Genomic DNA, 23,550 nt, shown 5'->3' on the forward strand with positions numbered 1-23,550 from the left:
CGGTGCGGGCCTGGCCGTGACGACGCGGCGTCATGCTCAACTGCCGAAGTAGATGTTGCAGAAGCTGACGGGGCCGACACACGCGTTCGGGTCTTCCTGCTTCGATTGCGAACGATCGACACGACCGGCGGCCTTCACGGCTTCAGCGCGGTTCGCCGGTTGCTGTGCGACGTCTGCCGGTGCCGGCTGTGCGTGAGCAACAGCAGCGGTGAGCGACAGGGCAACGAGGGCGAGGTGCAGCGGCTTCATTTGGGTTTCTCCTGGGTGGGTGCCAGTCTCGCTGGCAGTGAGGACACTATAGGCTCGCACTGCTTAAAGATTAATCACCGCGGCTGTAGAGCTTATTTCCATCCGGAACAAGGATCCCGTTGCGCGCGCACCGATCGTCAATGGCGGTGCCGGTTGAACGGCGCATCCTTGTCGAGCAGCGCGCTGCGCATGAAGTGCAAGCAGCCGACGATGCGCTGCATCCGGTGCCGCTCGTCGGGCACCGCATACCACGCCTCTAGCGTGTGCTGCGCCGCGCGGATCGCCAGGTTCACCGATTTCAGCGTGCGCGCGTGGTGGCCGGGCGTCGGGTCGTCGAAGAAGCGCGGCAACTCGTGCAGCACCGCGTCGATCGAGCCGGTCCAGCGCAGCGTTTGCGGCGGTTTCGATGCGCAGAACGCGTTCAGTTCGTCGCGCAGGTCGATCACCGCGTGGCCGACCTCGAGCGTCGACAGCATCCAGCGCAGCGCGTCGCGATGCTGTCGCGTGCGCCGCACGAGCAGCGTGCGCAGTTGCGCCATCAGGTCGTGCGTGCTCGACTGGAAGCGCTGCGCGAGGCGCTCCGTCGGCCCTTCGCACGCCAGCGTGACCTGACGGCGCAGGTCGTGCGCGATGCGGCCCGTGAGCCATGGCATGTGGGTAGGAAAGACGACCGCGAACACGAGCGAGCACGCGAGCATCGCGACGACGATCGCCAGCCCGTTGTTGATCAGCAGCTCGGGCGTATAGGCGATCACGTTGTCGGGCCCCGCGAGCAGGCAGAAGAACACCGCGAAGCCGATCCCGTAGCCGGACAAGCCCGGCCGCATCGCGAGAAACGCGCCGAGGCCGAGCACCGGCGCGAGCGCGGCGCACAGCAGCGGGAACCCTTCGATGTTCGGATACACGTAGCACAGGTACACGTAGCCGACCGCGGTCGCGAACGCCGCGCCGACGCTCATCTGCGCGACGAACTTCGGCGCGCGCGGCGACGTCGAGCTGAGCGCGCACGCAATCGCGGTGGCGATCACGGCGAGCGGTCCGCTCGGCCATTCGGACGCGAGCCAGAATGCGCTCATCGCGCCGACGGCGACGATCGTGCGCAGGAACGCGAACCCGACGAAGAACGAATTGGTCTTCACCGCGTAGTGCGTGACCGAGCGTTCGAATGCATGATCGTCCTGGTCGAGCGACGCATAGGTGTCGGCGTAGCCGAGATATTCGCCGATGAAGCGGTACAGCAGCTCGATCGCGGTATCGAAGTCGAGCAGGCCGCCGGCCGCATGCGCCTCGATGGTTCGCCGCGACGCGCGGGCCGCTTTCGGCAACGCGCTGTGGAAGCGGCGCAGCTCGAGCAGTGCGTCGGCGGCCGGCGCGATGCCGCGCTGCTGCTCGTCGCGCAGCGCGGCGAAGCGTTGCGCAAGCGCATCGACGTGCGGCGCCAGCGCATCGAGCACCGCGTCGGAGCCATTGGCGCGCAATCGCTTGACGAGCTGATGCAGCGCATGCAGCCGCGTGCACGCGTTCATGAACTCGCTGTTCAGCCGCGCGAGGCGGCGGCTGCGCGCGCGAATGTGCGGATCCTCGAACGACGCGAACGCGCGGTTGGCCTCGAAGCCGACGATGTCGTCGACAAAATCGGCGAAGCGCCGCTCGAAATCGCCGCGCGCGACGTCGCCGGCGAGTGCGCCGGCCGTGAATGCCGCGAACGTCGCATGACGGGTGCCCAGCGAACGCATCAATGCCTTCGCGGAGCTGAGCGGCAGGATCAGCGCGCTGACCGCGCCCGAGCACGCGATGCCGAGTGCGACTTCCGCGGCGCGGGTCAGCGCGGACTGGAACAGCGTCTGCGGGGTCATCACGGACGGCAGGCCGATCAGCGCGGCCGTATAGCCGGCCAGCACGAAGCCGTACCAGCGGAAGTGGCGGTTGCGCACCGCGAGCGCGATGCAGGTGCCGATCCACAGCGTGATGCCGGCCATGTACAGCTCGGGCTGCTGCGCGAACAGACCGCCGAGCGCGAGCGCGGCGACGAGGCCGGCCGCCGTGCCGAGCACGCGGTAGAAGCTCTTCGCGAACACCATCCCCGACAGCGGCTGCATCAGCACGAACACGGTCGTCATCGCCGTGCGCGGCTGCGACATCTCCAGGCGCATCGCGATGCCCATCGCGAGGAGCGCCGCGAACACGGTTTTCGCGAGGTGCAGCCAGATCAGCCCGTCGCTCGCGGCCCAGTCGCGCGCCGCGTCGCCGAGTGGATCGAGCCAGGTTCTCCATCGTGCCGGTTCGATGGAAGGGCGCTCGATCGCAGGTTGTGGCTTCATGAAAAGGGGGGGGGCGGTACGGGGCCGGCACGGTGCGCGGCGCGTCCGAACGGGTCCGTTCGACTGTTGAGGCGCCGATTGTAGGAGGGCGGCGCCCGCGCATTAACGCAGCTTCGGGGAAACGATAGTTGCAGCCGGAGTAACAATCTGTCGCATCCCGTGGAGGAAAATAGCGGCTCCGCTACAGGTTGCTCACAGGAATGGATACCCTACAAAACATGCGGGTGTTTTCGCGCGTCGTCGAGACGGGCAGTTTCACCGCCGCCGCGCAATCGCTGAATTCGACGACGGGCGCGATGTCGCGCGCGGTGTCGGAGCTCGAGGCGCGCCTGCGCACCCGTCTGATGAATCGTTCGACGCGCCGTCTCGCGCTCACGTCGGCCGGCGAAAGCTATCTGCGGCGCTGCCGCCAGATCCTCGCCGACGTCGACCGCGCGGAAGAAGAGGCGAGCTGCGCGCACGAACGGCCGGCCGGCGTGCTGCGCATGCACAGCTTCGCGAGCGTCGGCCATCACTATGTGTTGCCCGCGCTGACGCGCTATCACGCGCAGTTCCCGGACGTGTCGATCGAACTGTCGTTGTCGCAGCGCATGCCCGACCTGTTCGACGGCACGAGCGACATGGCCGTCGTGACCGCGTCGTCGCTGCCCGATTCGGAACTCGTGTCGCACCTGCTCGGCTCGACCTTCAGCATCCTGTGTGCGTCGCCCGATTACGTGAAACGCCACGGCGCGCCGGTACGCCCGCAGGATCTCGCCGCGCACGCGTGCCTGACGTTGTGCACGCCGGCGTTCCCGACGCACGAATGGGTGCTCGAAGGGCCGGAAGGCGTCGAGCAGATCCACGTCGCGGGGCCGGTGCAGACCAATACGGCCGAATCGCTTGCCCTTGCCATCCGCGACGGCATCGGGATCGGCATGCTGCCGCTGTACTCGGCGATCGACGCGCTGCGCGACGGCACGCTCGTCCGCGTGCTGCCCGCGCATATCCTGCAGAAGATGAACGTGTATGCGCTGTATCCGTCGCGCCGCTTCGTCGATGCGAAGGTGCGGACCTGGGTCGAGATGCTGCGGGCCCAGGTGCCGGGGATGATCGCGCGCGACGTCGAGATGCTGAACGCGATCGATCGCGAACCGCAGGCCGCCTGAGCGGCAGGCGCGTACCGGCGCATTGCCGCACCGCCGGTGTCTTCTCTTCAAGCCAATCGAGCGAACGCAACCGCGCCGCGCCTGCATGACATCGTTCACGCGGGCGCGGCGCTTCGTCATGCCGTTACAGCGCGGGCTTGGCCGCCACGCCCGATTCCGTCGCCGGTGCGCCGGCGTGGCCGTAGGCGGCCTGCGCGGCCTTCTGTTCCGCGAGACGCTTTTCGTGGAGTCGTTCCTGCGCCGCCATGATGTCGTCCGGATAGTTGTTGATCTCGCCGCGCGCCGGGTTGTAGCCGACCGACTCGAGATCGATCAGCTCCTGCAGCACTTGCGCGCGCGTGACAGGCGACTGGGCCGACTGGGCGAAAGACAGGGCCGGTGCAACGAGCAGGACGGCAGCGGCGGCGGTAACGACGAGCGATTTCACGAGGTTCTCCTGGGGACGGGGTGGGCGGCCGGTTCGACGCGCGATGCGTGACCCCGACCTTTGCAGGCAGTCTACGCAGCGCCCCCGCGCGCAAAAACCCCGATTCCAGGCAGGCTGCCTTCCAGATGGCACAACATTGATCGACGCCGCCCGCGGCCGGCGAACCCGCGTGCGAACGCGGGTTCGTGGCCGGCGGGCGGCGACGCATCGCGCCGGTCAGAAGCGCGTGCGCATGCCGATCGTGCCGACGATCTGGTTCGCCGTGCTCGATGCGCCGCCCGAGCCGTTGATGAACGCCTGGTAGCCGCGGCCCGCTGCGTGCTGATACATCGCTTCCGCGTAGACGTCCGTGCGGCGCGACAGCTTGTAGACGGCCTGCAGGTCGACCTGGTGCCATTTCGGATCGGTGCCGTGCTTGCTGTCGGGGTTCGACACGCTGGCGTCCGTGTACACGTAGGCCGCGCCGAGGCTGACGGCCGGCGTCACCGCATAGCGCACGTTCACGTCGTAGTTGTTGAACGCGACCTGGCCGGTCGAGCCGAACGAGCCCGTGTTGTCGTACTGCGAACGCGTATAGACGAAGCCGACGGTGGCCGGGCCGAACCCGTAGCTGATGCCGCCGCCGTACGAACGCATGCGGTCCGAGCCGATCGACCAGCCGCCCTGGTTCAGGCTCTTCGCTTCGGCCGCATCGGTCGCGCCGGGGCTCGCGCTCGTCGAGCCCTTCGTGCCGTTCATCTGCAGGTACGCGCCGGCCAGCTTCAACGGGCCGTTCGTGTAGCTCGCCGCGACGCTGTACGCGCGGTTCGCGCCGAAGTTGGTCGCGTTCGAGAACGCGACCATCGCGCCGACCTTGAAGCCCGCATAGGTCTCGCTCGTGTACTTGACCGCGTTGTTGATGCGCAGCGAGTGGTTCAGGTTGTCGTTGTCGAACGGATGCGCGAAGCTCGCGTCGCCGAAATCGCCGGCCGTGGCCGACAGCGGCGCGACGAAGTCGACCATCGTGTCGTACTGGCGGCCGAGCGTCAGCGTGCCGAAGCCGTTCTGGCTCAGGCCGACGTACGCGTGGCGGCCGAACAGCTTGCCGTCCTGCCCGAGCCCGCCGTTGTTCACGTTGAAGCCGTTCTCGAGCACGAACAGCGCCTTCAGGCCGCCGCCGAGATCCTCGGTGCCGCGAAACCCGACGCGGCTGCCGTTGACGGTGCCGCTGTTCAGGCGCCACAGCGACGCGCCGTTGGCGTTGTTGGTGTAGACGATGCCGGCGTCGATCAGGCCGTACAGCGTGACCGAACTCTGTGCGTGAGCGAGCGGGGCGAACAGGGCGGCGGTGCATGCGCCGGCGATGAGGGTTTTTTTCAAGTCAGGGCTCCTGCGTGTGGGACTGGGAACGAAAGTTCGGCGCAAGTGTAGGGGCGCATCGCGCGCGCAAGGCCGCCGGGGCGGCGAGCGCACCTTTCCGGATCCCGCAAGAGTCCTTCACAAAACTGACACGATGTGCCGCGCGCGCGTGACGCCGGCGGTTTTTGCGTGATCGTGTGCGGGCGGCAGCCGTTCATCGAGGCGCGCCTGTCGCGTCGTTGCAACATGCGCGCCGTGCGGTACGGCGGTTGATCGGCGCGTCCGGCGAATCCCGTCGTGCTTGATGCGGACAGCGACGACGAAGCGGTGCGGCGACAGGCCAAGGCCACGCTGTCGATCTGTCAAGGGAGGGCGATCCTGCGGTGCGAACCTGAGCGCGTCATATATCCGGATTGAGGTGAACGGCGGGCGATTTGGGCCCGTCAGACGCCATGTATTCACAAAATGCATCAGTCAATTCGAAAAATACGTTTGTCTCATGATGGGACGCCGGCCTACGATGCGGTCCTGACGGCGGCGTGCATGTTGCGCGCCGTCTTTTCGATTCCATTCGCCGATCCCATGCGCCCCGATCTCCCATCCGCCCCCGCATCCTCCTCGCCGGCCGCCAGCCCGTTCGCGCGCGTGGCCGTCGTCGCGATCCTGACCGGCGTCGGCGCGGGCCTCGGCGGCATGCTGCTCGCACTGCTGCTGCATGCGATCCAGCACGTCGCGTACGGCTACAGCGTCGCGCACGTGATCGGCCCCGAGAGCTTCCTCACCGGCGTGACCGGCGCCGATCCGCTGCGCCGCCTCGCGGTGCTGGTCGTCTGCGGGATCGTCGCCGGCGGCGGCTGGTGGGCGTTGTACCGGTATGGCCGGCCGCTCGTCAGTATTCGCCGCGCAGTGCGTGCAGCCGATCCGCGGATGCCGGTCGTCAGCACGACGGTTCACGCGCTGCTGCAGATCGTCACCGTCGCGCTCGGCTCGCCGCTCGGCCGCGAAGTCGCGCCGCGCGAGATCGGTTCGCTGCTTGCCGGGCGGTTTGCGCACGCGGCGGGGCTCACGCCCGACGACTGCCGGCTGATGGTCGCGTGCGGTGCCGGTGCGGGGCTCGCGGCCGTCTATAACGTGCCGCTCGGCGGGGCGATCTTCGTGCTCGAAGTGCTGCTCGGCACGTTCGAACTGCGTGCGCTGGTCGTGGCGGTCGCGACGTCGGCGATCGCCGCGGCCGTTGCGTGGATCGGCCTCGGCAACGAGCACCAGTACACGGTGCCGCCGTTCGTGCTGAGCACGCCGCTGGTGGCGTGGTCGATCGTCTGCGGTCCGCTGTTCGGCCTTGCCGCGTACGGCTTCGTGCGGCTCACCACACGTGCCCGGGCGAACGCGCCGAAAGACGGGCGGTTGCCGGTGCTCGCACTGATCAACTTCGCGATGATCGGCGTGCTCGCGATGGGGTTTCCGTCATTGCTCGGCAACGGCAAGGGCCCGGCGTCGCTGGGCTTCGACGGCACGTTGACGATCGGCCTCGCCGCGGCGCTGCTCGTGCTGAAGGTGCTGATCGAGGCCGGCAGCCTGCGGGCGGGTGCGGAAGGGGGGCTGCTGACACCGGGCCTCGCGAACGGTGCGCTGCTCGGCGTCGTGCTCGGCGGGTTGTGGAGCCTTGTATGGCCGGGCGCGTCGATCGGCGGATGCGCACTGATCGGTGCGACCGCGTTTCTCGCCGCGTCGATGCAGATGCCGATCACGGCGGTCGTGCTGCTGCTCGAATTCACGCGCGCGGATCACGACAGCCTCGTGCCGATGCTGCTTGCGGTGGCCGGCTCGCTCGTTGCGTACCGGTTCGCGCAGCGGCTGGCGGAGCGGCGGGCGAATCCGGTTGCAACCATGAGCACACCTGCGACCGCCGTGCGCTGACGCACACGCTTCCGTCCTTTTCACCGGCGGTGCCGATCGCACCGCCGGTCGCTGTTTTCCTCTCCCGTTTCCCCATCCGCGCCAGCACGCGATCGTAGCCGCGTGCTCCAAAGCGCGTGCGCCGGTTCTGTGCAAGAATCCGCGCGTTTCCGCGCCTCAACCAACAACGACACGCGCGGACGTCCCTATCAGGAAACGAGGAGCTCAAGTTGATACAGCGCATTTCCCAATTCTTCACGCAGGTGGTCCACCGCGTGTTGCCCGACCCGTTGATTTTCGCGATCCTGCTGACGATCGTCACGTTCGCGCTCGCGTTCGGCCTCACGCCGAATACGCCCGTGCAACTCACGACGATGTGGGGTTCGGGTTTCTGGAACCTGCTCGCGTTCTCGATGCAAATGGTCATGATCCTCGTCACCGGTCACGCACTTGCGAGTTCGCCGCCCGTGAAGCGCATGCTCGTCGCGCTCGCGAGCACCGCGCGCACGCCGGGGCAGGGCGTGATGCTCGTTGCATTCGTCGGCGCGCTCGCGTGCGCAATCAACTGGGGCTTCGGCCTCGTGCTCGGCGCGATGCTCGCACGCGAAGTGGCGCGCCGTGTCGCCGGCAGCGATTACCGGCTGCTCGTTGCGTCCGCCTACATGGGCTTCCTGAGCTGGCACGGCGGCTTGTCGGGCTCGGTCCCGCTCGTCGCGGCCACGAAGGGCAATCCGATGGAGAAAACCATCGGGCTGATTCCCGTGTCGGAGACGATCTTCACCGGCTACAACGCGTTCATCACGATCGGCCTGATCGTGATGCTGCCGTTCCTCGCGCGCATGATGATGCCGAAGCCGGGTGACGTCGTCAGCGTCGATCCGGCGCTGCTGGCCGAACCGCCGAGCGTCGAGCGCCAGCTCGGGCCCGATGCGACGTTTGCGGAACGGCTGGAGGAAAGCCGCCTGCTGTCGGTTTTCGTCGCGGCGCTGTGTGCGGCGTTCCTCGTGCTGAAATTCGTGCAGAAGGGCTTCGCGCTCGACATCGACACCGTGAACCTCGCGTTCCTCGCGGCCGGCATCCTGCTGCACCGTACGCCGATGGCCTATGCGCGCGCGGTGGCCGGCGCGGCGCGCGGCGCATCGGGGATCATGATCCAGTTTCCGTTTTACGCGGGCATCCAGGCGCTGATGGATCACTCGGGGCTCGCGGGCGTGATCACGAAGTGGTTCGTCGATATCGCGAACGTGCATACGTTCCCGCTGCTCGCGTTCCTGAGCTCGGCCGTGATCAATTTCGCGGTGCCGTCCGGCGGCGGCCACTGGGTCGTGCAGGGTCCGTTCGTGATGCCGGCGGCCCAGGCGCTCGGCGCGGATCTCGGCAAGGCCGCGATGGCGATTGCGTACGGCGAGGCCTGGACCAACATGGCGCAGCCGTTCTGGGCGCTGCCCGCGCTGGCGATCGCCGGGCTCGGCGTGCGCGACATCATGGGGTATTGCGTGACGACGCTGCTGTTCTCGGGCGTCGTGTTCGTCGCGGGGATGTATCTGTTCTGACGGGGCGACGCGAGAGACGGGCGGCGTACACGTCCGCCTCTCGCGATCCCGAATCCGGCCGGCCGTCAGCCGTGCGACCGCGCGTCCGGCCGCTCGTGTCCGTGCCGCAACGCGAGGCTGGCGAACGCCGCGATGACGAGCGCGGCCGCCAGCAGCGTCAACCCGTTCTTCGCATTGCCGGTTGCCTGCTCGATCGCACCGACGACGGTCGGTCCGACGAAACCGCCGAGCAACCCGCACGTATTCACTAGTCCGAGTCCGCCGGCCAGTGCGTTACCGGCGAGCCGCGACGCGGGAAACGTGAAGACGATCGACTGAACGACGAAGAACATGAATGCGGCCACGCACACGCACAGGAGCCCCGCGGCAGGCGACGCATGCGCGGCGCCGACCATCCCGGCCGCCATCACGACCAGCCCCGCACACAGCATCCGGCGCGAATGCCGCGACTCGCGCGCAAAGCGCGGCAGCGTGGCGGCGCCGCACGCGGCGGCGAGCCAGGGCAGCGCGGTCAACAACCCGACCGCGAACGGCGAGAAGCGTCCCGATGCGCCGATGATGCCCGGCAGGAAGAAAATCACCGTGTAGATGGTCAACTGGTGGCAGAAGTACGCGAAGATCGCGAGCCAGATCTGCGGATCGCGCAGCGCGGCGCCGAACGTATGGCCGCCGTGCGCGCCGGCGCCCGCATCCTGCTCGGCGGCCAGCGTGCGTTCGAGTGCACGCCCGGTTTCCGGGGAGAGCCACGGCGCGGTGCTCGGACGATCCGGCAGCCGTGTCCACACGACGAATGCGAGCAGGATCGCCGGAATGCCTTCGACGACGAACAGCCATTGCCAGCCGCGGAAGCCGAGCGTGCCGTCGAGCTCGATCAGCGCGCCGGCCAGCGGCCCGCCGACGATGTTTGCGATGCACACGCCCAGCAGGAAATAGCCGGTTGCGCGCGCACGCTCCTCGCGGCCGAACCAGTACGTCAGGTACAGCATCACGCCGGGAAACAGGCCGGCTTCGGCGGCCCCGAGCAGCAGGCGCATCACGTAGAACGACGTCTCGCCGCTGACGAATGCCATCGCGACCGACAGTGCACCCCACGTGATCATGATCCGCGTGATCCAGAAGCGCGCGCCGACGCGATGCATGATCAGGTTGCTCGGAATTTCGAAGAGCGCATAGGTTAGGAAGAACAGCCCCGCGCCGAGTCCGTACGCGGCCGACGAAATGCCGAGATCGACCCCCATCGAATGTTTGGCGAACGCGATGTTGGTGCGGTCGAGGAAGCTGATCACATACGCGGCGATCAGCAGCGGCAGGAGTTTGCGGAACAGCAGCCGGTTCAGCGACGCGCTCGCGTCGCCGGCGGCGGAAGACAGGGCCTGGGCCTGATGAGTGGACATGCGGACGACTCCGGTAAGGGCGAACCGGCGCGCACGGCAAGCACGGTGCGCCGCGTTCGGCAGATGCCGCTGCGATGCATGCAGCGGATGGGCAGACGACGGAGCCGCGCCGGCAGCGCTCGAACGGAGCGGGGCGATGATGGGCGTCCTGGCGCCGGCCGGCTCGGGCCGGCGCCTTGTCACTGCGCTTGCGGATTCTGGTGTTGGGGCGCTACCCGGCGATCAGAAATTCACCGCGTCGCCGCCCTTGAGTGCGAGCATCGTGCGCGCCTCGGCCGGTGTCGCGATCTCGAGCGACAGGCCTTCAAGCACCTGTCGCATTTTCAGGACCTGCGCGGCGCTCGATTCCGCGAGCTTGCCCGGCGCGATCCACAGCGAATCCTCGAGCCCGACACGCACGTTCGCGCCCTGGGCCGCCCCGATCGTCGCCAGCGGAATCTGGTTGCGGCCTGCGCCGAGGATCGACCACACGTAATCGTTGCCGAACAGGCGGTCGGCCGTGCGGCGCATGTGCATCAGGTCTTCCGGGTGTGCGCCGATCCCGCCGAGCAGGCCGAACACACTTTGCACGAAGAACGGCGGCTTCGCGAGCCCGCGGTCGACAAAATGCGCAAGGTTGTACAGGTGCGAGATGTCGTAGCACTCGAATTCGAAGCGCGTGCCGTTCGCCCCGCAGCGCGTGAGGATCGTTTCGATATCGGCGAATGTGTTCTTGAACACGAGGTCGCGGCTCTTCTCGAGATGTTCGCGTTCCCACGGATGCCTCAGCTCGCGAAAGCGCTCGAGCATCGGGTACAGCCCGAAGTTCATCGAGCCCATGTTCAGCGATGCGACTTCGGGCTGGAAATGCAGCGCGGGCTGGAGGCGTTCGTCGACCGTCATGTGCGGGCTGCCGCCCGACGTGAGGTTGATCACCGCGTCGGTTTGCGCCTTGATGCGCGGCAGGAATTCGGCGAACACGGCCGGATCCTGGGTCGGCTTGCCGTCGGACGGATTGCGTGCGTGGAGATGCAGGATCGCTGCGCCGGCCTCGGCGGCCGCGACGGCGGCCGTTTCGATCTCGTGCGGCGTGACGGGCAGGTACGGCGACATCGACGGCGTATGGATCGCGCCGGTCGGCGCACAGGTGATGATGACTTTGCGAGCGTTGGCCACGGATGGATTCCTTTCGGTGATCGATGCAGGGTGCGTCAGAGCACTTCGACGTTGCCGCAGACGGAGATCGCCTGCCCGGTGATGCCATGCCCGCCCGGCGAGCACAGGAACAGCGCGGTCGCGGCGATCTCGGCCGGGTCGGTCATGCGCCGCAGCGAGATCTTCTCGAGATAGCGCGTCTCCATTTCGTCGTAACCGATGCCGAGCTGCTGCGCACGGGCCTGGATCACGCGGCGCATCCGCGGGCCGCGCACGATGCCGGGTTGAATGGCGTTCACGCGAATGCCGAGCGGGCCGAGTTCGATCGCGAGGCTCTTCACGAGGCCGACCACGGCCCATTTGGTTGCCGCATACGGCGTGCGGAACGCGTAACCGAGCCGGCCAGCGACCGACGACAGCGCGATGATCGCGCCGCCGTGTTTCGCGTCGCGCAGCAGCGGCACCGCGCGGCGCGCGAACTGGAATTGCGCGGTCAGGTTGATCGCGACGGTTTGTTCCCACTGCACCGGGTCGATTTCGTCGATGCCGCCGGTCGGACCGGCGATGCCGGCATTGTTGACGAGCACGTCGAGGCCGCCGAGCGTGGCCGATACGTCGGCGAACACGCGTTCGACGGCGGCCGGATCGGATACGTCGGCCAGCGTCGCGCTGATCGCGCCGGCTCCGGCGCGCGGCGGCCGGTCGGCGAGCGCTGCAATCGCGGCTTGTGACGCGTCGCATACATGCACGTGTGCGCCGCATTCGGCGAAGGCGTCCGCGATTTCAAGACCGATGCCCGATGCGCCGCCCGTCACGAGGACGCGCAGGCCGTCAAAGGGTTTCAGCAGGTCGGAAGCTGTCATACCGGGTTGTCTCCATCGTTGATGTAGTCGGATCGCGGACGCTCGCGACCGGGCGCCCGCGGCAGGCGGCCGCTACGGCTTCGCGTTCACGGTCCGCGGGGTCTGTTCCGCCCGCAGCGTCTCGGCGAGATCGTGTGCCGCGCCGCCGATGTCGAGCGCGATGCCTGCGCGCACGCCTGCGCCGTCGCGCCGTTCGAGCGCATCGACGATGGCGCGGTGCGCATCCATCGAGCGCCGCATGTGCGGGATGTCGAGCGCGACCATGTTGAGGAAGGGGCCGACGCGCATCCACAGGTTCTCGACGATCGCGAGCGTGCTTTCGCTTGCGCCGTGCGTGTAGATCCCGCTGTGGAACGCGAAATTGCTTTGCAGGTAAGCGCGCGAGCGGCCTGCCTCGGCGTGCGCCTGCATCGTCTCGCAGGTCTTGCGCACGGCCGCGATCTGCGCGCCGCTCATGCGTGCGCACGCGCGTTCGGCGATGCAGCCTTCGAGTGCGATACGCACGTCGCGCAACTCGTCGAGCATGTCGAGCGTCATCGGCGGCACGACGAGCGCGCGATTCGGGCCGTCGACCAGCGCGCGCTCGGCGTGCAGCCGGGTGAGTGCTGCGCGCACGGGCATCGTCGACGAGCCGACCGCCTCGGCGACGCTGCGCAGGCTCAGCGCCTGACCGGGCGCGAAACGGCCGCTCATCAGCGCTTCGCGCAGTTGCTGGTAGACCTTGTCGGCCATCGTTTCCTGTTCAACGGCTTTCAGTGCGGGCGTGACGATACGAGGCGCCAAGACGGGGTTCTCCGAGGTTTGATCTGTGATGTGTGATCACACTTGCAATGTGCAAAGTGTTGACGATCGAAGGCATCGAGTCAAGGCGAACGGGATCGGGGAAAACGCGGAGGAGGGTGGTTGAAGCGGTGGCCAGGCCGGCACCACGACGGGCCCGGCTACCGCGTACGAGCAGGCGCCCGGCGCGGGCAAGGCTATTGGCAGCGGCACGCGCGCGTCGTGCAACCCGGCGTGCCGCGACAGGGCGCACGCGGTGTCTGCCATGTGGCGCGTGCTACTCGAGCGTCCGGATCGAATTGCTGATGCCGCGCGCGCAGTCGATCACGGCCGGCGCGAGCTTGCGGCGCGCGTCGTCGAACGTCCAGCGGCTCGTCGGCGCCACCACGTGCACGGCGGCCACCGGCTGCCCCTGGCTGCCGAGCACGGGCGCGGCAATCGACATGTCGCCGATGAACAGCTCCTCCTGGTTGGTGGCATAGCCTTCGAGCCGCGCGCTGTCGAGCAGCGCGACGAGTTCGTCGAGCGCCGTGACCGTGTGCGGCGTGTGCAGCGGACGCGCCATGCCGTCGAGACGCGCGCGCGCGTCGCCGGGCGGCAGCGCGCTCAGGAATGCGCGGCCGGAACCGGTGCAATACATCGGGATGCGGCTGCCGATCGGCATGTGGATCGGCACGAACTTCGTCGACACGAAACGCGCGACGTACACCATCTCGTCCTCGTCCGGCTCGGTGAGGTTGGTGGTTTCGCCGGTCAGGTTCGTGAGTTCGGACAGAAACGGATTCGCCACGTCGATCAGCGTATCGGCCGCGAGATAGTTGAAGCCGATCCGCATCACGTGCGGCGTGAGCTGGTAGCGCCGCGTCACTGGATGCTTGCGGATGTAACCGAGCTTCTCGAGCGTATAGACCATCCTCTGCGCCGAGCTTTTCGTCATGCCGGCCGCGTCGGCGACTTCCGCCAGCGTCATCGTGCGCCGCTTCGCGCTGAACGCGCGCAACACGTTCAGCCCTTTCTCCAGCGACTGGTTGAACAGCAGGTCGTTTGACTGATCGGGCGACGTTTCCATGTGCAAGGGGCCGAAGCGATTCGATATCGCATCATACCGTATCGCATATCGATACTCAAAAATCTTTTTACGATATTTTTGATTCGTTTTAAGATCGAGTCATCGTCGCAGTGTCGATCCGCGACCGGCCGGCGCACCGAAGTATTCGAGAAGGAGACATCATGGTTTCGTTCATCAAGCGGTTCGGCGCACTGGCCGCCGGTTTCGCCATCTGCATCGCTTTCTGCACGGCATCGGCCGGCGCCGGTGCGGCCGAGCCCACGCTGAAGGTCGGCGCGACGGCCACCGGCGTGCCGTTCACGTTTCTCGACGTCAAGAGCAATTCGATCCAGGGGATGATGGTCGATGCGATCACCGCGGCCGGGAATTCGGCCGGGTTTCGCGTCGACGTGCAGCAGACCGTGTTCTCGGCGCTGATCCCGTCGCTCACCACGCAGAAGATCGACATCATCTCGGCCGCGATGCTGAAAACGCCGGCGCGCCAGCAGGTCGTCGACTTCTCGGACACGGTCTATACGTTCGGCGAAGGCCTGATCGTGAAGGCGGACGACCCCGGCCGCTATACGTCGATGGACGATTTCAAGGACCAGGTGGTCGGCGCGCAGGTCGGCACGGCGTTCGTCGATGCGCTCAACAAGAAGGGCATCTTCAAGGAAGTCCGGACCTACGATTCGATCGCCGACATCATGCGCGACGTCGCGCTCGGCCGCATCAAGGCCGGCTTCGCCGACCAGCCGATCGTCGCGTACCAGATCGAACACGGCGTCAACCGCCAGGTCCGGCTCGTGCCCGAATACCAGAGCGTCGTGAAGGGGCAGGTGTGCTTCATCGTGCGCAAGGGCGACACGGCGACGCTCGAACAGCTCAACGGCGCGATCCGCAAGATGAAGAGCGACGGCACGCTGCAGCAGATCCTGCAGAAGTGGCACATGAGCTGAGCGCGCGCCCGGGATTCCCGAGCGGTATCGCCCGCGCATCGCGGGCACCCACTGCGATGTGCCGCAGGGTCGTCGCATAGGAGACCTCATGTTTTTTCAGAACGCGATCGATTTCCTGCCGATCCTGCTGAAGGGGGCGGTGGTCACGATCGAGATCACGGCATGCGCGTTCGTGCTCAGCTCGGTGCTCGGGCTGATCCTCGCGTTGCTGAAGGTGTCGCCCAACCGTGCCGTGTCGACGGTCGGGAGCACGGTCGTCAACGTGATTCGCGGCCTGCCGATCATCGTGCAGCTGTTCTACATGTACTTCGTATTACCCGATCTCGGCATCCAGCTGTCGGCATTCCAGGCCGGGGTGCTCGGCCTCGGCATCGCGTATTCGGCCTACCAGGCGGAAAACTTCCGCGCGGGCATCGAGGCGATCGACCGCGGCCAGATCGAAGCCGCGCACGCGATCGGCATGCGCGGGCCGATGATCATGCGGCGCGTGGTGCTGCCGCAGGCGTTCCGCATCGCGCTGCCGCCTTACGGCAACACGCTGGTGATGCTGCTGAAGGATTCATCGGTCGCGTCGACGATCACGGTCGCGGAGATCACGCGCGCCGGCCAGCTGATCGCGTCGTCGACGTTCCAGAACATGAGCGTCTATACGCTCGTCGCGTTGCTGTATCTGGCGCTCGGCCTGCCGCTGATGTTCGGCGTGAACCGGCTCGGCAAGCGACTCTCGCTGAGGAGAAGCGCATGATCCGGATCGATGCGATACACAAGCGCTTTCAGCAGCACGCGGTGCTGAAGGGCGTCAGCCTCGACGTGCAGCAAGGTGAGGTCGTGTGCCTGATCGGGCCGTCCGGCTCGGGCAAATCGACCGTGCTGCGCTGTATCAACGGCTTCGAGACTTACGACGAAGGATCGATCACGATCGACGGCGTGAAGGTCGACGCGCATTCGAAACGGATCCACGAGCTGCGGATGCGGGTCGGCATGGTGTTCCAGCGCTTCAACCTGTTCTCGCATCGCACGGCGCTCGAGAACGTGATGGAAGGGCCGGTCCACGTGCGGCGCACGCCGGCCGCGCAAGCGCGCGAGCAGGCCCGCGCGCTGCTCGACAAGGTCGGGCTCGCGCACCGGATGAATGCGTACCCGTCCGAGCTGTCGGGCGGGCAGCAGCAGCGCGTCGCGATCGCACGCGCGCTCGCGATGGAGCCGCAGGCGATCCTGTTCGACGAACCGACGTCGGCGCTCGACCCCGAACTCGTCGGCGAAGTGCTCGGCGTGATGCGCGGCCTCGCGCGCGACGGCATGACCATGGTGGTCGTCACGCACGAAATGGCATTCGCGCGCGAGGTGGCCGATCGCGTGTGTTTCCTGCACGACGGCACCATCTGCGAAAGCGGATCCGCGCGCGACGTGCTCACGCAGCCGAAGCATCCCCGCACGCAGGAATTCCTGCGTCGACTGCTGGCGTCGGACGACGCCGCCAACCCGGATCGAACATGAGTGCAAGGAACGCGGCACCCGGATGGCCCGACGCCCAGTGGCCGGATTCGCTGTGGGCGGCGACCGCCGCGCCGGCGCCCGAAACGCCCGCGCTCGAAGCTTCCGCGTCGTGCGACGTGGCGATCGTCGGCGCCGGCTTTACGGGACTGTCGACCGCGCTTCACCTGGCCGAACGTGGCGTGAGCGTGCGCGTGATCGACGGCGCGCAGCCGGGCTGGGGCGCGTCCGGCCGCAACGGCGGGCAAGTGATCCCCGGCCTGAAATACGACCCCGACGAATTGATCCGCCGGTTCGGCGACGAAGCCGGCGAGCAGCTTGCCGCCGTGGTCGGCGGTGCGGCCGACACGGTATTCGACCTGATCGCGCGGCACGCGATCGACTGCGATGCGCGGCGCCACGGCTGGATCCAGCCGGCGCCGACCGCCGCGATGCTCGACACGGTCGCCCGGCGTGCGCGGCAATGGGCCGCGCGCGGCGCACCGGTCGAACTGCTCGGTCGCGACGAGGTCGCGCGCCGGCTCGGCACGCGTGCGTATGCGGGCGGCTGGATCGATCGCCGCGCGGGCAGCGTGCAGCCGCTCAGCTATACGCGCGGCCTCGTGCGCGCCGCGCAGGCGAGCGGGGCGATCGTGCACGGGCTGACGCGCGCCGTCGGGCTGACGCGTGCCGACGGACGCTGGCAGGTCGCGACGGCTGGCGGCGCGACGATATCGGCGGACCGCGTCGTGATCGCGACCAACGGGTACACGGACGGGCTGTGGCCGGGTTTGCGCCAGTCGGTGATCGCCGCGAACAGCTTCATCGTCGCGACGCAACCGCTCGCGCCGGAACTCGGTCGCGACATCCTCGCCGGCGGCGAGGTCGCATCGGATGCACGGCGCCTGTTGCTGTACTTCCGGCGAGATGCTGCGGGACGCCTGCTGATGGGCGGCCGCGGCCCGTTCGCGGAACCGCGTGCGACGAGCGACTGGCGCCATCTCGAGCGTGCGACGACGCTGCTGTATCCGCAACTGAAGGGGGTCCGGTTCGAGTACCGGTGGGCCGGGCGCGTTGCGATCACCGCGGATTTCATGCCCCACGTGCACGAGCCCGCGCCGGGCGTGACGATCGCGCTCGGCTACAACGGGCGCGGCATCGCGATGGCGACGACGCTCGGCAAGCATCTGGCCGCGCACCTGTCGGGCGATGCGCAACTGCCTCTGCCGTTCCGGCGCACGCCGATCCGGCCCATTCCGTTTCACGGGCTGCAGCGCTTCTACATTGCGGCCGGCGTGGCCTGGTATCGGCTGCTCGACAGCCTGTCGTGAGGCAGGCGAGACGTCGAGTCGCCACCCGCCGGCGGATCAGGCAGAATCGGCTCCCCCCAGTTTCTATCGACGGAGTCCGCATGACCGATCCGAACGAACCACCCGGCCGCCAGGCATACGCGAGCTTCGCGCAACGCTACGCCGACATCGCGCCGACGAAGGCGCACAACGCGCTCTACGAACGCCCGGCAACGATGGCGCTGCTCGGCGACGTCGACGGCCTGACGGTGCTCGACGCCGGCTGCGGGCCCGGGATCTGCAGCGAACACCTCGCACGCCTGGGCGCGACTGTGCATGCGTTCGACGTCACGCCGGAGATGGTCGCGCTGGCGAGAACGCGCTGCGAGGGCCTCGCGGTCGACGTCGTGGAGGGCGATCTGGAGGGGCCGCTCACGTGGTTGCCCGACGAAGCGTTCGACAAGATCGTCTGTTCGCTTGCGTTCGACTACGTGCGCGACCTTGCGCCGACGCTGCGCGAATTCCGGCGCGTCGCACGGCCGGGCGCCACGCTCGTGTTTTCGATGGCGCATCCGATGCGCGACTGGATGGACGAACGCACGCGCGGCGAGGGCACCTATTTCGATACGTCCCGCTTCGGCTTCCACTGGTCGGGTTTCGGCGAACCGAAACCCTATGTCGAAGCGTGGCGGCGGCCGCTCGCCGACATCCTGAACGCCGTGGCCGACAGCGGCTGGCGGCTCGACCGGTTCGTCGAGCCGAAGCCGCTGCCGGAGATGAAGGCCGCATCGGGGCGGCTTCATGCGGAGCTGTCGCTGGCCCCGGCGTTCCTCTGCATCCGCGCGCGCCGCTGATACGACGCGGCGGTCATCCCGCACTCAATGCCGAACCGGCTCGTCGTTCAGCGTGCCGAGGAACGCTTCGATATCCTTGATGTCCTGCGCCGTCATCGCGGGCTGGTCGCCCGGCTTGCGGTCGAACGGCGCATCGGTCACGTCCACGTTCGCGCGATATTTCGGCGGGATGTCGTCGTACTCGTCGACCTTGCCGTCCGCGCTGCGCGAATAGAACTTCTGCGGCGAGATGCTGCGCTCGTTGTAGAACGCCATCACCTGGTCGAGCGTATGGAACACGCCGTTGTGGAAGAACACGTGGCGCGTCGCCGAATTGCGCAGCGTCGGCGTCAGGAACATCCCGCAATACTGCGTCTGGTCCTTCAGGTCGTCGCGGAACGGCCCGCACACGCCGAGATCGTAGAACGCCGGGTTGCGGTTCTGCGCCAGCTCCTTGTTGCGCGGCGCGCCGAGCGCCTCGTACTGGTAATCGGTCAACATCGGCGGCAGCCCGTCCTTGCCGGGTTTCGACAGATGGCAGCCCGCGCAATTCGCCTTGTCCGGATCGTTGAACAGGCGCAGCCCGCGCAGTTCGGCCTGCGTGAAGCGCGCACGGCCTTCGAGCCAGCGGTCGTACTTGCTGTTGTACGGATGGAACGACGGATCTTCCACCTGGTAGCGCGCGATCGCGAACATCGCCTCCGACACCGCGAGCTGCGGGCTGTCGAACACGCGCGGGCCGAACAGTTGCTCGAGCTTCGCGCGGTGCGACGACTGCTTGAGCTTGCGCGCGACGTCGGCGACGCTCGCGTTCGCCATCTCGACCGGATTCAGCAGCGGGCCGAACGCCTGTTGCTGCAGCGTATCGGCGCGGCCATCCCAGAACAACCCGCCCTGCGGCACGAGTTGCGGCGCGGCCGACGTGCCGGCCACCTTCTGCGCCTTCACGACGCCGGCCGCGGATGCAGCCTGCTGCGCGACGCTCGGCGCGGCGTCGTTTTCACCGGCATCGGGGCCGATGCTGAAGTTCGGCTGACGGTACAGGTACATCAGCGACGGCGGCGGGCGATAGCCCTGCTGCGTCATCGCGAGGCCGCCCGGCTGCACGTCGAGCGCATTCGGCGGGCCATACGCATGATCCGGGCTGTGGCACGACGCGCACGACTGCTTGCCCGACGCGGACAGCGACGGATCGGCGAACAGCGCGCGGCCGAGCTGCGCGACCGCCGACAGCGGTTGCGCAGCGGGCCGCTGCAGCACGACCGGATGCGGGTTCGCGCCCGTCCAGTCGGCGACCACGGTGCCGATCGCCGCGGGCACCTGCGCGGGGAACGCGATCGCGAACGCGCCGTAGCCGAGCACGGCGGCGCCGATCACGAACGCCGCGCGGCGCAGCAGGCGGGAAGGGGCACGCGGCGTAGGTGTGCCGGCGGCATCGGGAGACGGAAACGCGGGGCGGGCTGTCATGCTGTCGGTCGAAAAACGGGCGTCGCACGAAGCGACGCGTTGAAATGGAAACGGCCGGCGCGTGCTGCGCCGGCCATGCGGTCACGACGTCCCGGTCAGATCGCCGGTGCCGAGCTCAATACGGTGCCGAGCGTCGGGTCGAGGTACAGCGGCGTCGTGTTCGGCTTCGACGTGAAGTCGAACAATGCGCGCAGGTCGCCCGCCGTCGCATCGAACGAGCCGCCGCCGATGCGCTGGCCGCCGAGCCAGTTGTCCTCGATGAAGCGCACGACGGACGCCTGGTCGAGCATCGTGTGGTCGACGTAGTTCTGCTTCGCGTACGGCGAGATCACGACGAGCGGAATGCGCACGCCCGGGCCGCAGCGGCCGTTCACGGTCGCGCCGTTCACGCCGGTGGTGCCGCCCGTGCCGCACTTGCCGCTGCCGTTGACCTGGTCGACCGGGTCCGACGATGCGTGCGTCGGCGCCGTGTAGACGTGGTCGTACCAGCCGTCCGAGTCGTCATAGGTGACGATCACGGCCGTGTTCTGCCAGTCCGGCTGCTGTTGCAGGAAGTTGACCACCTTCGTCACGAACGCCTGCTCGTCGAGCGGATCCGAATAGCCCGCATGCCCGTCCTGCGCGGCCGGCGCCTTCAGGTAGCTGACCGACGGGAAGTTGCCGGCCTTCACGGCGGCGAAGAAGTCGTCCGTGTCGTACTGGTGGTTCGCCGGTTCGGCGGTCTTGCCGTCGGTCTGGAAGCTCGAACCGATCGCGGCGACCGAGCTCGGGCGCGTGTGCTGCGGGTTCGCGGTCGACGCGTAGTACTGGAACCAGTTGTGGTGCGGGATGTAGTCGGCCGTCGCGGCGTTCACGGCGGTGGCGACCGTGCTGCGCGCGCAGCCCGTGGTGCCGTTGCCGTTCGTCGTCGACAGGTTGAAGCCGCCCATGAAGCCGCCCCACGTGATCTTCGCGCCGTTCAGCAGGTCGCCGATGTTCTTGCCCGTCATCATCGCCTGGTCGGTCGTGCTCGAGCACACGTCGAAGCCCGGGTCGACGTCGTTGATCATCGTGAAGCCGCCCTGGCCGTCGTTGATGTAGTACGAGGTCGCGGCGAGCGTCGACGGCTGCTTCGACGTCTTGACGATCTGCATCCCGTTGGTCTGGCCCGACACGACGTTCAGCGCGCCCGGCGTCGACGGGCCGTAGACCGTCGTGAACGTGTTGTCGCTCATCGCGAAGCGCTGCGCGTAGTTCCACAGTGCCGTCACGGTGTTGCCGTCGAAGTAGCCCATCACCTGGCCCTTCGTGCCGAACGCGCCGGCGCCGCCGGACGAGCCCTTGCCGGTGTATTTCGGGAACAGGTCGGCGAGGCCGTTGTCCTCGGCCTGCTGCTCGGCCGTGTACGCGTGGTTCTGGTCGGCGGTCGCGGCCTGCGTGCGGTCGAGGCGGAACGGGTTCGCCGCGTCGGTGCCGTTGGCCGTGTTCGTGAAGTTCGGGTTCGCGGTGAGCAGCGTGCCGGTCAGCCCGTTGATCGTCGGCGTGCCGGACTGGGCGGTGAACGCCGGTTCGCCCGACGGGTTCGTCGCGTTCGGGTAGGTGCCGAAGTAATGGTCGAACGAGATGTTTTCGCCGTAGATCACGACGACGTGCTTGATCGGCGTGGCGGTCTGCAGCGCATCCTGCGACGACACGGCAGGCGTCGACGTGGGATCGTCGCTGCCGCCGCAGGCGAACAGCGCCAGCGCCGCGGCTGCGCAGGCGGTGACGAGCAAGGCTTGACGGAACATCGGGAAACTCCAGGTAAGGTCTTCGATGGTGGAGAGCGGCCCCGTCGCCGTGTCGGTTCGGCGCGAAGCTCTTGAGCGAGCACGCGCATTGGAACAGCCCCATATGAAGATATGGGGACGGAGTGGTTTCGTCGCGATTGCGTTGCGGTATCGATTTCATTACGACGGAATGCGACGCGAAAGCCAACGGAAAGGGGTGGACCGCATGCCACCTTCACGTCACATCTCGCGGCGCATGGGCCGGTTGCCGCGGATGCCGCGCGGGGCGGGCGAAAGCGCGTCGTCGACCGGTTGGCGCACGATGCGGTGCAGCGCCCGTTTTTTGACAATCGGATGACGTATTCCTACGATGAACGCCCTGCGGCGACGATTTCGCGTGGCCGACCGTCAGCGAGTATTCACCGTGCCGATCCCCGTTCTGTTTGCCGTCCTCTGTGCGGCGTTCCTGCACGCGTCGTGGAATGCGCTCGTCCGCAGCAGCGGCGACCGGCTGCGGTCGGCCACGGTGCTGCAGATCGCGATCGGGCTGTTCGCGCTGCTGTTCCTGCCGGCCGCGGCGCCGATCACGCCCGCGAGCTGGGCGTGCGTCGTCGCGTCGGCCGTGCTGCACGTCGTCTATACGCTGCTGCTGGTGCGCGCATACGAGCACGGCGACCTCACCGTCGCGTATCCGGTCGCACGCGGCACCGCGCCGCTGCTCGTCACGCTCGGTGCGGCGGCGTTCGCGGGCGAGCGGCTGAACCCGGGCGCTCAGGCAGGGCTCGTGCTGATCTGCGCGGGCATCCTGGCGATCGGCCTGGAGCGCGGGCGCGGCGCGAAGCACCGGATGATGCAGGTGCTGCCGACCGCGTTCGCGACCGGCGTGTCGATCGCGGCCTACAGCGTGGTCGACGGGATCGGCGTGCGGGAGAGCGGCAATACGGTCGGCTATACCGCGTGGATGTTCGTGCTGACGGGCGCGATGATGGCGGCCTACTACCGGCTGCGGGCGGGGCCGCTGCGGCTGACGCAGGAGGTCGGCGAAACGGCGAAGGCCGCGTGCGGCGGCGTGTTCGCGGCGCTCGCGTACGGCATCGTGATCTGGGCGATGGATCGCGCGCCGATGGGGCCGGTGTCGGCGCTGCGCGAAACGAGCGTGGTGTTCGCGGCGCTGATCGCGCGCGTGTATCTCGGTGAGCGGCTGACGCCGCGCCGGGCGGCCGGTTGCATGGTGATCGCGGCGGGGGCGTTGCTGATCAGTGCGTTCGAAGCGGTGCGGTGAGTCGATGCGAAAGCCGTTGGTTTCGGCGAGTGCGAGAGTAATCGTTGCACGCGCAGCACGGTGGACTGTCGCTGATGGAGACTGTTGACGGAAACCGGGATGCGCTGGTGACGAGCAAGCCCCAAATGAATCCGACAAAGGCGGCAGCCAGTCGTTTCACTCAATTTCCCAGAAAAGGATTTCTGTCGAATCGACCAGATCCAAGTACCAATTTCCGCGTCGACCCCGAAGATAATCGAGCGGGTTGATCATGGACCGCACGCTGATGCGAAACCGCCAGAATGACGTGGCAGAGGGCGTGAGTGTGCACTCGGGGTAGAGCGATTCGTGACCCGATGAGGTTCATGG

20 protein-coding genes and 1 pseudogene are annotated in these 23,550 nt (G+C 67.6%); 10 read left to right on the forward strand and 11 right to left on the reverse strand.

Annotated features, from left to right (window positions below; all coding sequences use genetic code 11):
* Positions 1-36: 36 nt before the first annotated feature.
* On the reverse strand, positions 37-249 hold the full coding sequence (locus LGM89_RS28100) for a hypothetical protein (RefSeq protein WP_069251508.1): 213 nt from the start codon (positions 247-249) through the stop codon (positions 37-39).
* Between the two features lie 137 nt (positions 250-386).
* On the reverse strand, positions 387-2,570 hold the full coding sequence (locus LGM89_RS28105) for an FUSC family protein (RefSeq protein ID WP_226274644.1): 2,184 nt from the start codon (positions 2,568-2,570) through the stop codon (positions 387-389).
* Between the two features lie 200 nt (positions 2,571-2,770).
* Here LGM89_RS28105 and LGM89_RS28110 point away from each other — a divergent pair, with 200 nt between their 5' ends.
* The gene (locus LGM89_RS28110) at positions 2,771-3,718 is read left to right on the forward strand and encodes a LysR family transcriptional regulator (protein ID WP_089427555.1); all 948 of its coding nucleotides are present in this window, start codon (positions 2,771-2,773) and stop codon (positions 3,716-3,718) included.
* Between the two features lie 124 nt (positions 3,719-3,842).
* On the opposite strand, the gene LGM89_RS28115 is transcribed toward LGM89_RS28110, so the two are convergent.
* A complete protein-coding gene (locus LGM89_RS28115; protein ID WP_226274645.1) occupies positions 3,843-4,145 on the reverse strand; it encodes a DUF4148 domain-containing protein in 303 nt (100 codons plus the stop codon).
* 216 nt (positions 4,146-4,361) lie between these two features.
* Positions 4,362-5,504: a porin gene (locus tag LGM89_RS28120; protein WP_226274646.1), complete on the reverse strand. Its 1,143-nt coding sequence runs from the start codon at positions 5,502-5,504 to the stop codon at positions 4,362-4,364.
* A gap of 258 nt (positions 5,505-5,762) precedes the next feature.
* On the opposite strand from LGM89_RS28120, the pseudogene LGM89_RS28125 reads away from it, so the two are divergent.
* The 3 genes and pseudogenes from LGM89_RS28125 to LGM89_RS28135 all read left to right on the forward strand — a co-directional run.
* Positions 5,763-5,900, forward strand: a pseudogene (locus LGM89_RS28125) (cytosine deaminase); the annotation flags it as partial.
* 165 nt (positions 5,901-6,065) lie between these two features.
* A complete protein-coding gene (locus tag LGM89_RS28130) occupies positions 6,066-7,400 on the forward strand; it encodes a chloride channel protein (protein WP_089498134.1) in 1,335 nt (444 codons plus the stop codon).
* 209 nt (positions 7,401-7,609) lie between these two features.
* Positions 7,610-8,932, forward strand: coding sequence for a TIGR00366 family protein (locus tag LGM89_RS28135; protein ID WP_039367294.1), 1,323 nt, complete (start codon positions 7,610-7,612; stop codon positions 8,930-8,932).
* A gap of 65 nt (positions 8,933-8,997) precedes the next feature.
* Here LGM89_RS28135 and LGM89_RS28140 read toward each other — a convergent pair whose 3' ends face one another.
* The 5 genes from LGM89_RS28140 to LGM89_RS28160 all read right to left on the reverse strand — a co-directional run bounded on the left by LGM89_RS28140 (position 8,998) and on the right by LGM89_RS28160 (position 14,172).
* Positions 8,998-10,326 (reverse strand): MFS transporter, encoded by a 1,329-nt coding sequence (locus LGM89_RS28140; RefSeq protein WP_226274647.1) that lies wholly within the window; start codon positions 10,324-10,326, stop codon positions 8,998-9,000.
* 222 nt (positions 10,327-10,548) lie between these two features.
* Positions 10,549-11,481 carry a 3-keto-5-aminohexanoate cleavage protein gene (locus LGM89_RS28145; RefSeq protein WP_089497027.1) on the reverse strand — a complete coding sequence of 311 codons (933 nt, stop codon included), beginning with the start codon at positions 11,479-11,481 and terminating at the stop codon, positions 10,549-10,551.
* Between the two features lie 35 nt (positions 11,482-11,516).
* A complete protein-coding gene (locus LGM89_RS28150) occupies positions 11,517-12,323 on the reverse strand; it encodes an SDR family oxidoreductase (protein ID WP_089497026.1) in 807 nt (268 codons plus the stop codon).
* Between the two features lie 72 nt (positions 12,324-12,395).
* Complete coding sequence (locus LGM89_RS28155; protein WP_226274648.1) at positions 12,396-13,106, reverse strand: GntR family transcriptional regulator; 711 nt, start codon at positions 13,104-13,106, stop codon at positions 12,396-12,398.
* 274 nt (positions 13,107-13,380) lie between these two features.
* Complete coding sequence (locus LGM89_RS28160; protein WP_226274649.1) at positions 13,381-14,172, reverse strand: IclR family transcriptional regulator; 792 nt, start codon at positions 14,170-14,172, stop codon at positions 13,381-13,383.
* 161 nt (positions 14,173-14,333) lie between these two features.
* On the opposite strand from LGM89_RS28160, the gene LGM89_RS28165 reads away from it, so the two are divergent.
* The 5 genes from LGM89_RS28165 to LGM89_RS28185 all read left to right on the forward strand — a co-directional run bounded on the left by LGM89_RS28165 (position 14,334) and on the right by LGM89_RS28185 (position 18,726).
* Positions 14,334-15,110: an ABC transporter substrate-binding protein gene (locus LGM89_RS28165; protein WP_226274650.1), complete on the forward strand. Its 777-nt coding sequence runs from the start codon at positions 14,334-14,336 to the stop codon at positions 15,108-15,110.
* Between the two features lie 88 nt (positions 15,111-15,198).
* Entirely contained in the window at positions 15,199-15,855 is a 657-nt protein-coding gene (locus LGM89_RS28170; RefSeq protein WP_046547751.1) for an amino acid ABC transporter permease, read from the forward strand.
* Positions 15,852-16,607 (forward strand): amino acid ABC transporter ATP-binding protein, encoded by a 756-nt coding sequence (locus LGM89_RS28175; RefSeq protein WP_089442530.1) that lies wholly within the window; start codon positions 15,852-15,854, stop codon positions 16,605-16,607. The genes LGM89_RS28170 and LGM89_RS28175 overlap by 4 nt, the downstream gene beginning before the upstream one ends.
* Positions 16,604-17,914: an NAD(P)/FAD-dependent oxidoreductase gene (locus tag LGM89_RS28180; RefSeq protein WP_226274651.1), complete on the forward strand. Its 1,311-nt coding sequence runs from the start codon at positions 16,604-16,606 to the stop codon at positions 17,912-17,914. The genes LGM89_RS28175 and LGM89_RS28180 overlap by 4 nt, the downstream gene beginning before the upstream one ends.
* An 80-nt stretch (positions 17,915-17,994) precedes the next feature.
* On the forward strand, positions 17,995-18,726 hold the full coding sequence (locus tag LGM89_RS28185; protein WP_226274652.1) for a class I SAM-dependent methyltransferase: 732 nt from the start codon (positions 17,995-17,997) through the stop codon (positions 18,724-18,726).
* Between the two features lie 24 nt (positions 18,727-18,750).
* Here the strand turns inward: LGM89_RS28185 and LGM89_RS28190 are convergent, their stop codons facing one another.
* Entirely contained in the window at positions 18,751-20,172 is a 1,422-nt protein-coding gene (locus LGM89_RS28190; RefSeq protein WP_226274653.1) for a cytochrome-c peroxidase, read from the reverse strand.
* 95 nt (positions 20,173-20,267) lie between these two features.
* Positions 20,268-21,941 carry a phospholipase C gene (locus LGM89_RS28195; RefSeq protein ID WP_226203427.1) on the reverse strand — a complete coding sequence of 558 codons (1,674 nt, stop codon included), beginning with the start codon at positions 21,939-21,941 and terminating at the stop codon, positions 20,268-20,270.
* A gap of 349 nt (positions 21,942-22,290) precedes the next feature.
* Here LGM89_RS28195 and LGM89_RS28200 point away from each other — a divergent pair, with 349 nt between their 5' ends.
* Entirely contained in the window at positions 22,291-23,202 is a 912-nt protein-coding gene (locus LGM89_RS28200) for an EamA family transporter (RefSeq protein WP_226274654.1), read from the forward strand.
* The last annotated feature ends 348 nt before the right edge of the window (positions 23,203-23,550 follow it).

This window comes from Burkholderia sp. AU31624 (assembly GCF_020420065.1).
In the GTDB taxonomy this organism is placed as follows: domain Bacteria; phylum Pseudomonadota; class Gammaproteobacteria; order Burkholderiales; family Burkholderiaceae; genus Burkholderia.

What these genes read in the sequence shown, in the direction of transcription:
- LGM89_RS28175 (WP_089442530.1), top strand. Translation starts at nt 15,852, where the DNA reads ATGATCCGGATCGATGCGATACACAAGCGCTTTCAGCAGCACGCGGTG.
- LGM89_RS28180 (WP_226274651.1), top strand. Translation starts at nt 16,604, where the DNA reads ATGAGTGCAAGGAACGCGGCACCCGGATGGCCCGACGCCCAGTGGCCG.
- LGM89_RS28195 (WP_226203427.1), bottom strand. Translation starts at nt 21,941, where the DNA reads ATGTTCCGTCAAGCCTTGCTCGTCACCGCCTGCGCAGCCGCGGCGCTG.
- LGM89_RS28165 (WP_226274650.1), top strand. Translation starts at nt 14,334, where the DNA reads ATGGTTTCGTTCATCAAGCGGTTCGGCGCACTGGCCGCCGGTTTCGCC.
- LGM89_RS28130 (WP_089498134.1), top strand. Translation starts at nt 6,066, where the DNA reads ATGCGCCCCGATCTCCCATCCGCCCCCGCATCCTCCTCGCCGGCCGCC.
- LGM89_RS28160 (WP_226274649.1), bottom strand. Translation starts at nt 14,172, where the DNA reads ATGGAAACGTCGCCCGATCAGTCAAACGACCTGCTGTTCAACCAGTCG.
- LGM89_RS28110 (WP_089427555.1), top strand. Translation starts at nt 2,771, where the DNA reads ATGGATACCCTACAAAACATGCGGGTGTTTTCGCGCGTCGTCGAGACG.
- LGM89_RS28150 (WP_089497026.1), bottom strand. Translation starts at nt 12,323, where the DNA reads ATGACAGCTTCCGACCTGCTGAAACCCTTTGACGGCCTGCGCGTCCTC.
- LGM89_RS28100 (WP_069251508.1), bottom strand. Translation starts at nt 249, where the DNA reads ATGAAGCCGCTGCACCTCGCCCTCGTTGCCCTGTCGCTCACCGCTGCT.
- LGM89_RS28190 (WP_226274653.1), bottom strand. Translation starts at nt 20,172, where the DNA reads ATGACAGCCCGCCCCGCGTTTCCGTCTCCCGATGCCGCCGGCACACCT.
- LGM89_RS28105 (WP_226274644.1), bottom strand. Translation starts at nt 2,570, where the DNA reads ATGAAGCCACAACCTGCGATCGAGCGCCCTTCCATCGAACCGGCACGA.
- LGM89_RS28140 (WP_226274647.1), bottom strand. Translation starts at nt 10,326, where the DNA reads ATGTCCACTCATCAGGCCCAGGCCCTGTCTTCCGCCGCCGGCGACGCG.
- LGM89_RS28170 (WP_046547751.1), top strand. Translation starts at nt 15,199, where the DNA reads ATGTTTTTTCAGAACGCGATCGATTTCCTGCCGATCCTGCTGAAGGGG.
- LGM89_RS28200 (WP_226274654.1), top strand. Translation starts at nt 22,291, where the DNA reads ATGAACGCCCTGCGGCGACGATTTCGCGTGGCCGACCGTCAGCGAGTA.
- LGM89_RS28185 (WP_226274652.1), top strand. Translation starts at nt 17,995, where the DNA reads ATGACCGATCCGAACGAACCACCCGGCCGCCAGGCATACGCGAGCTTC.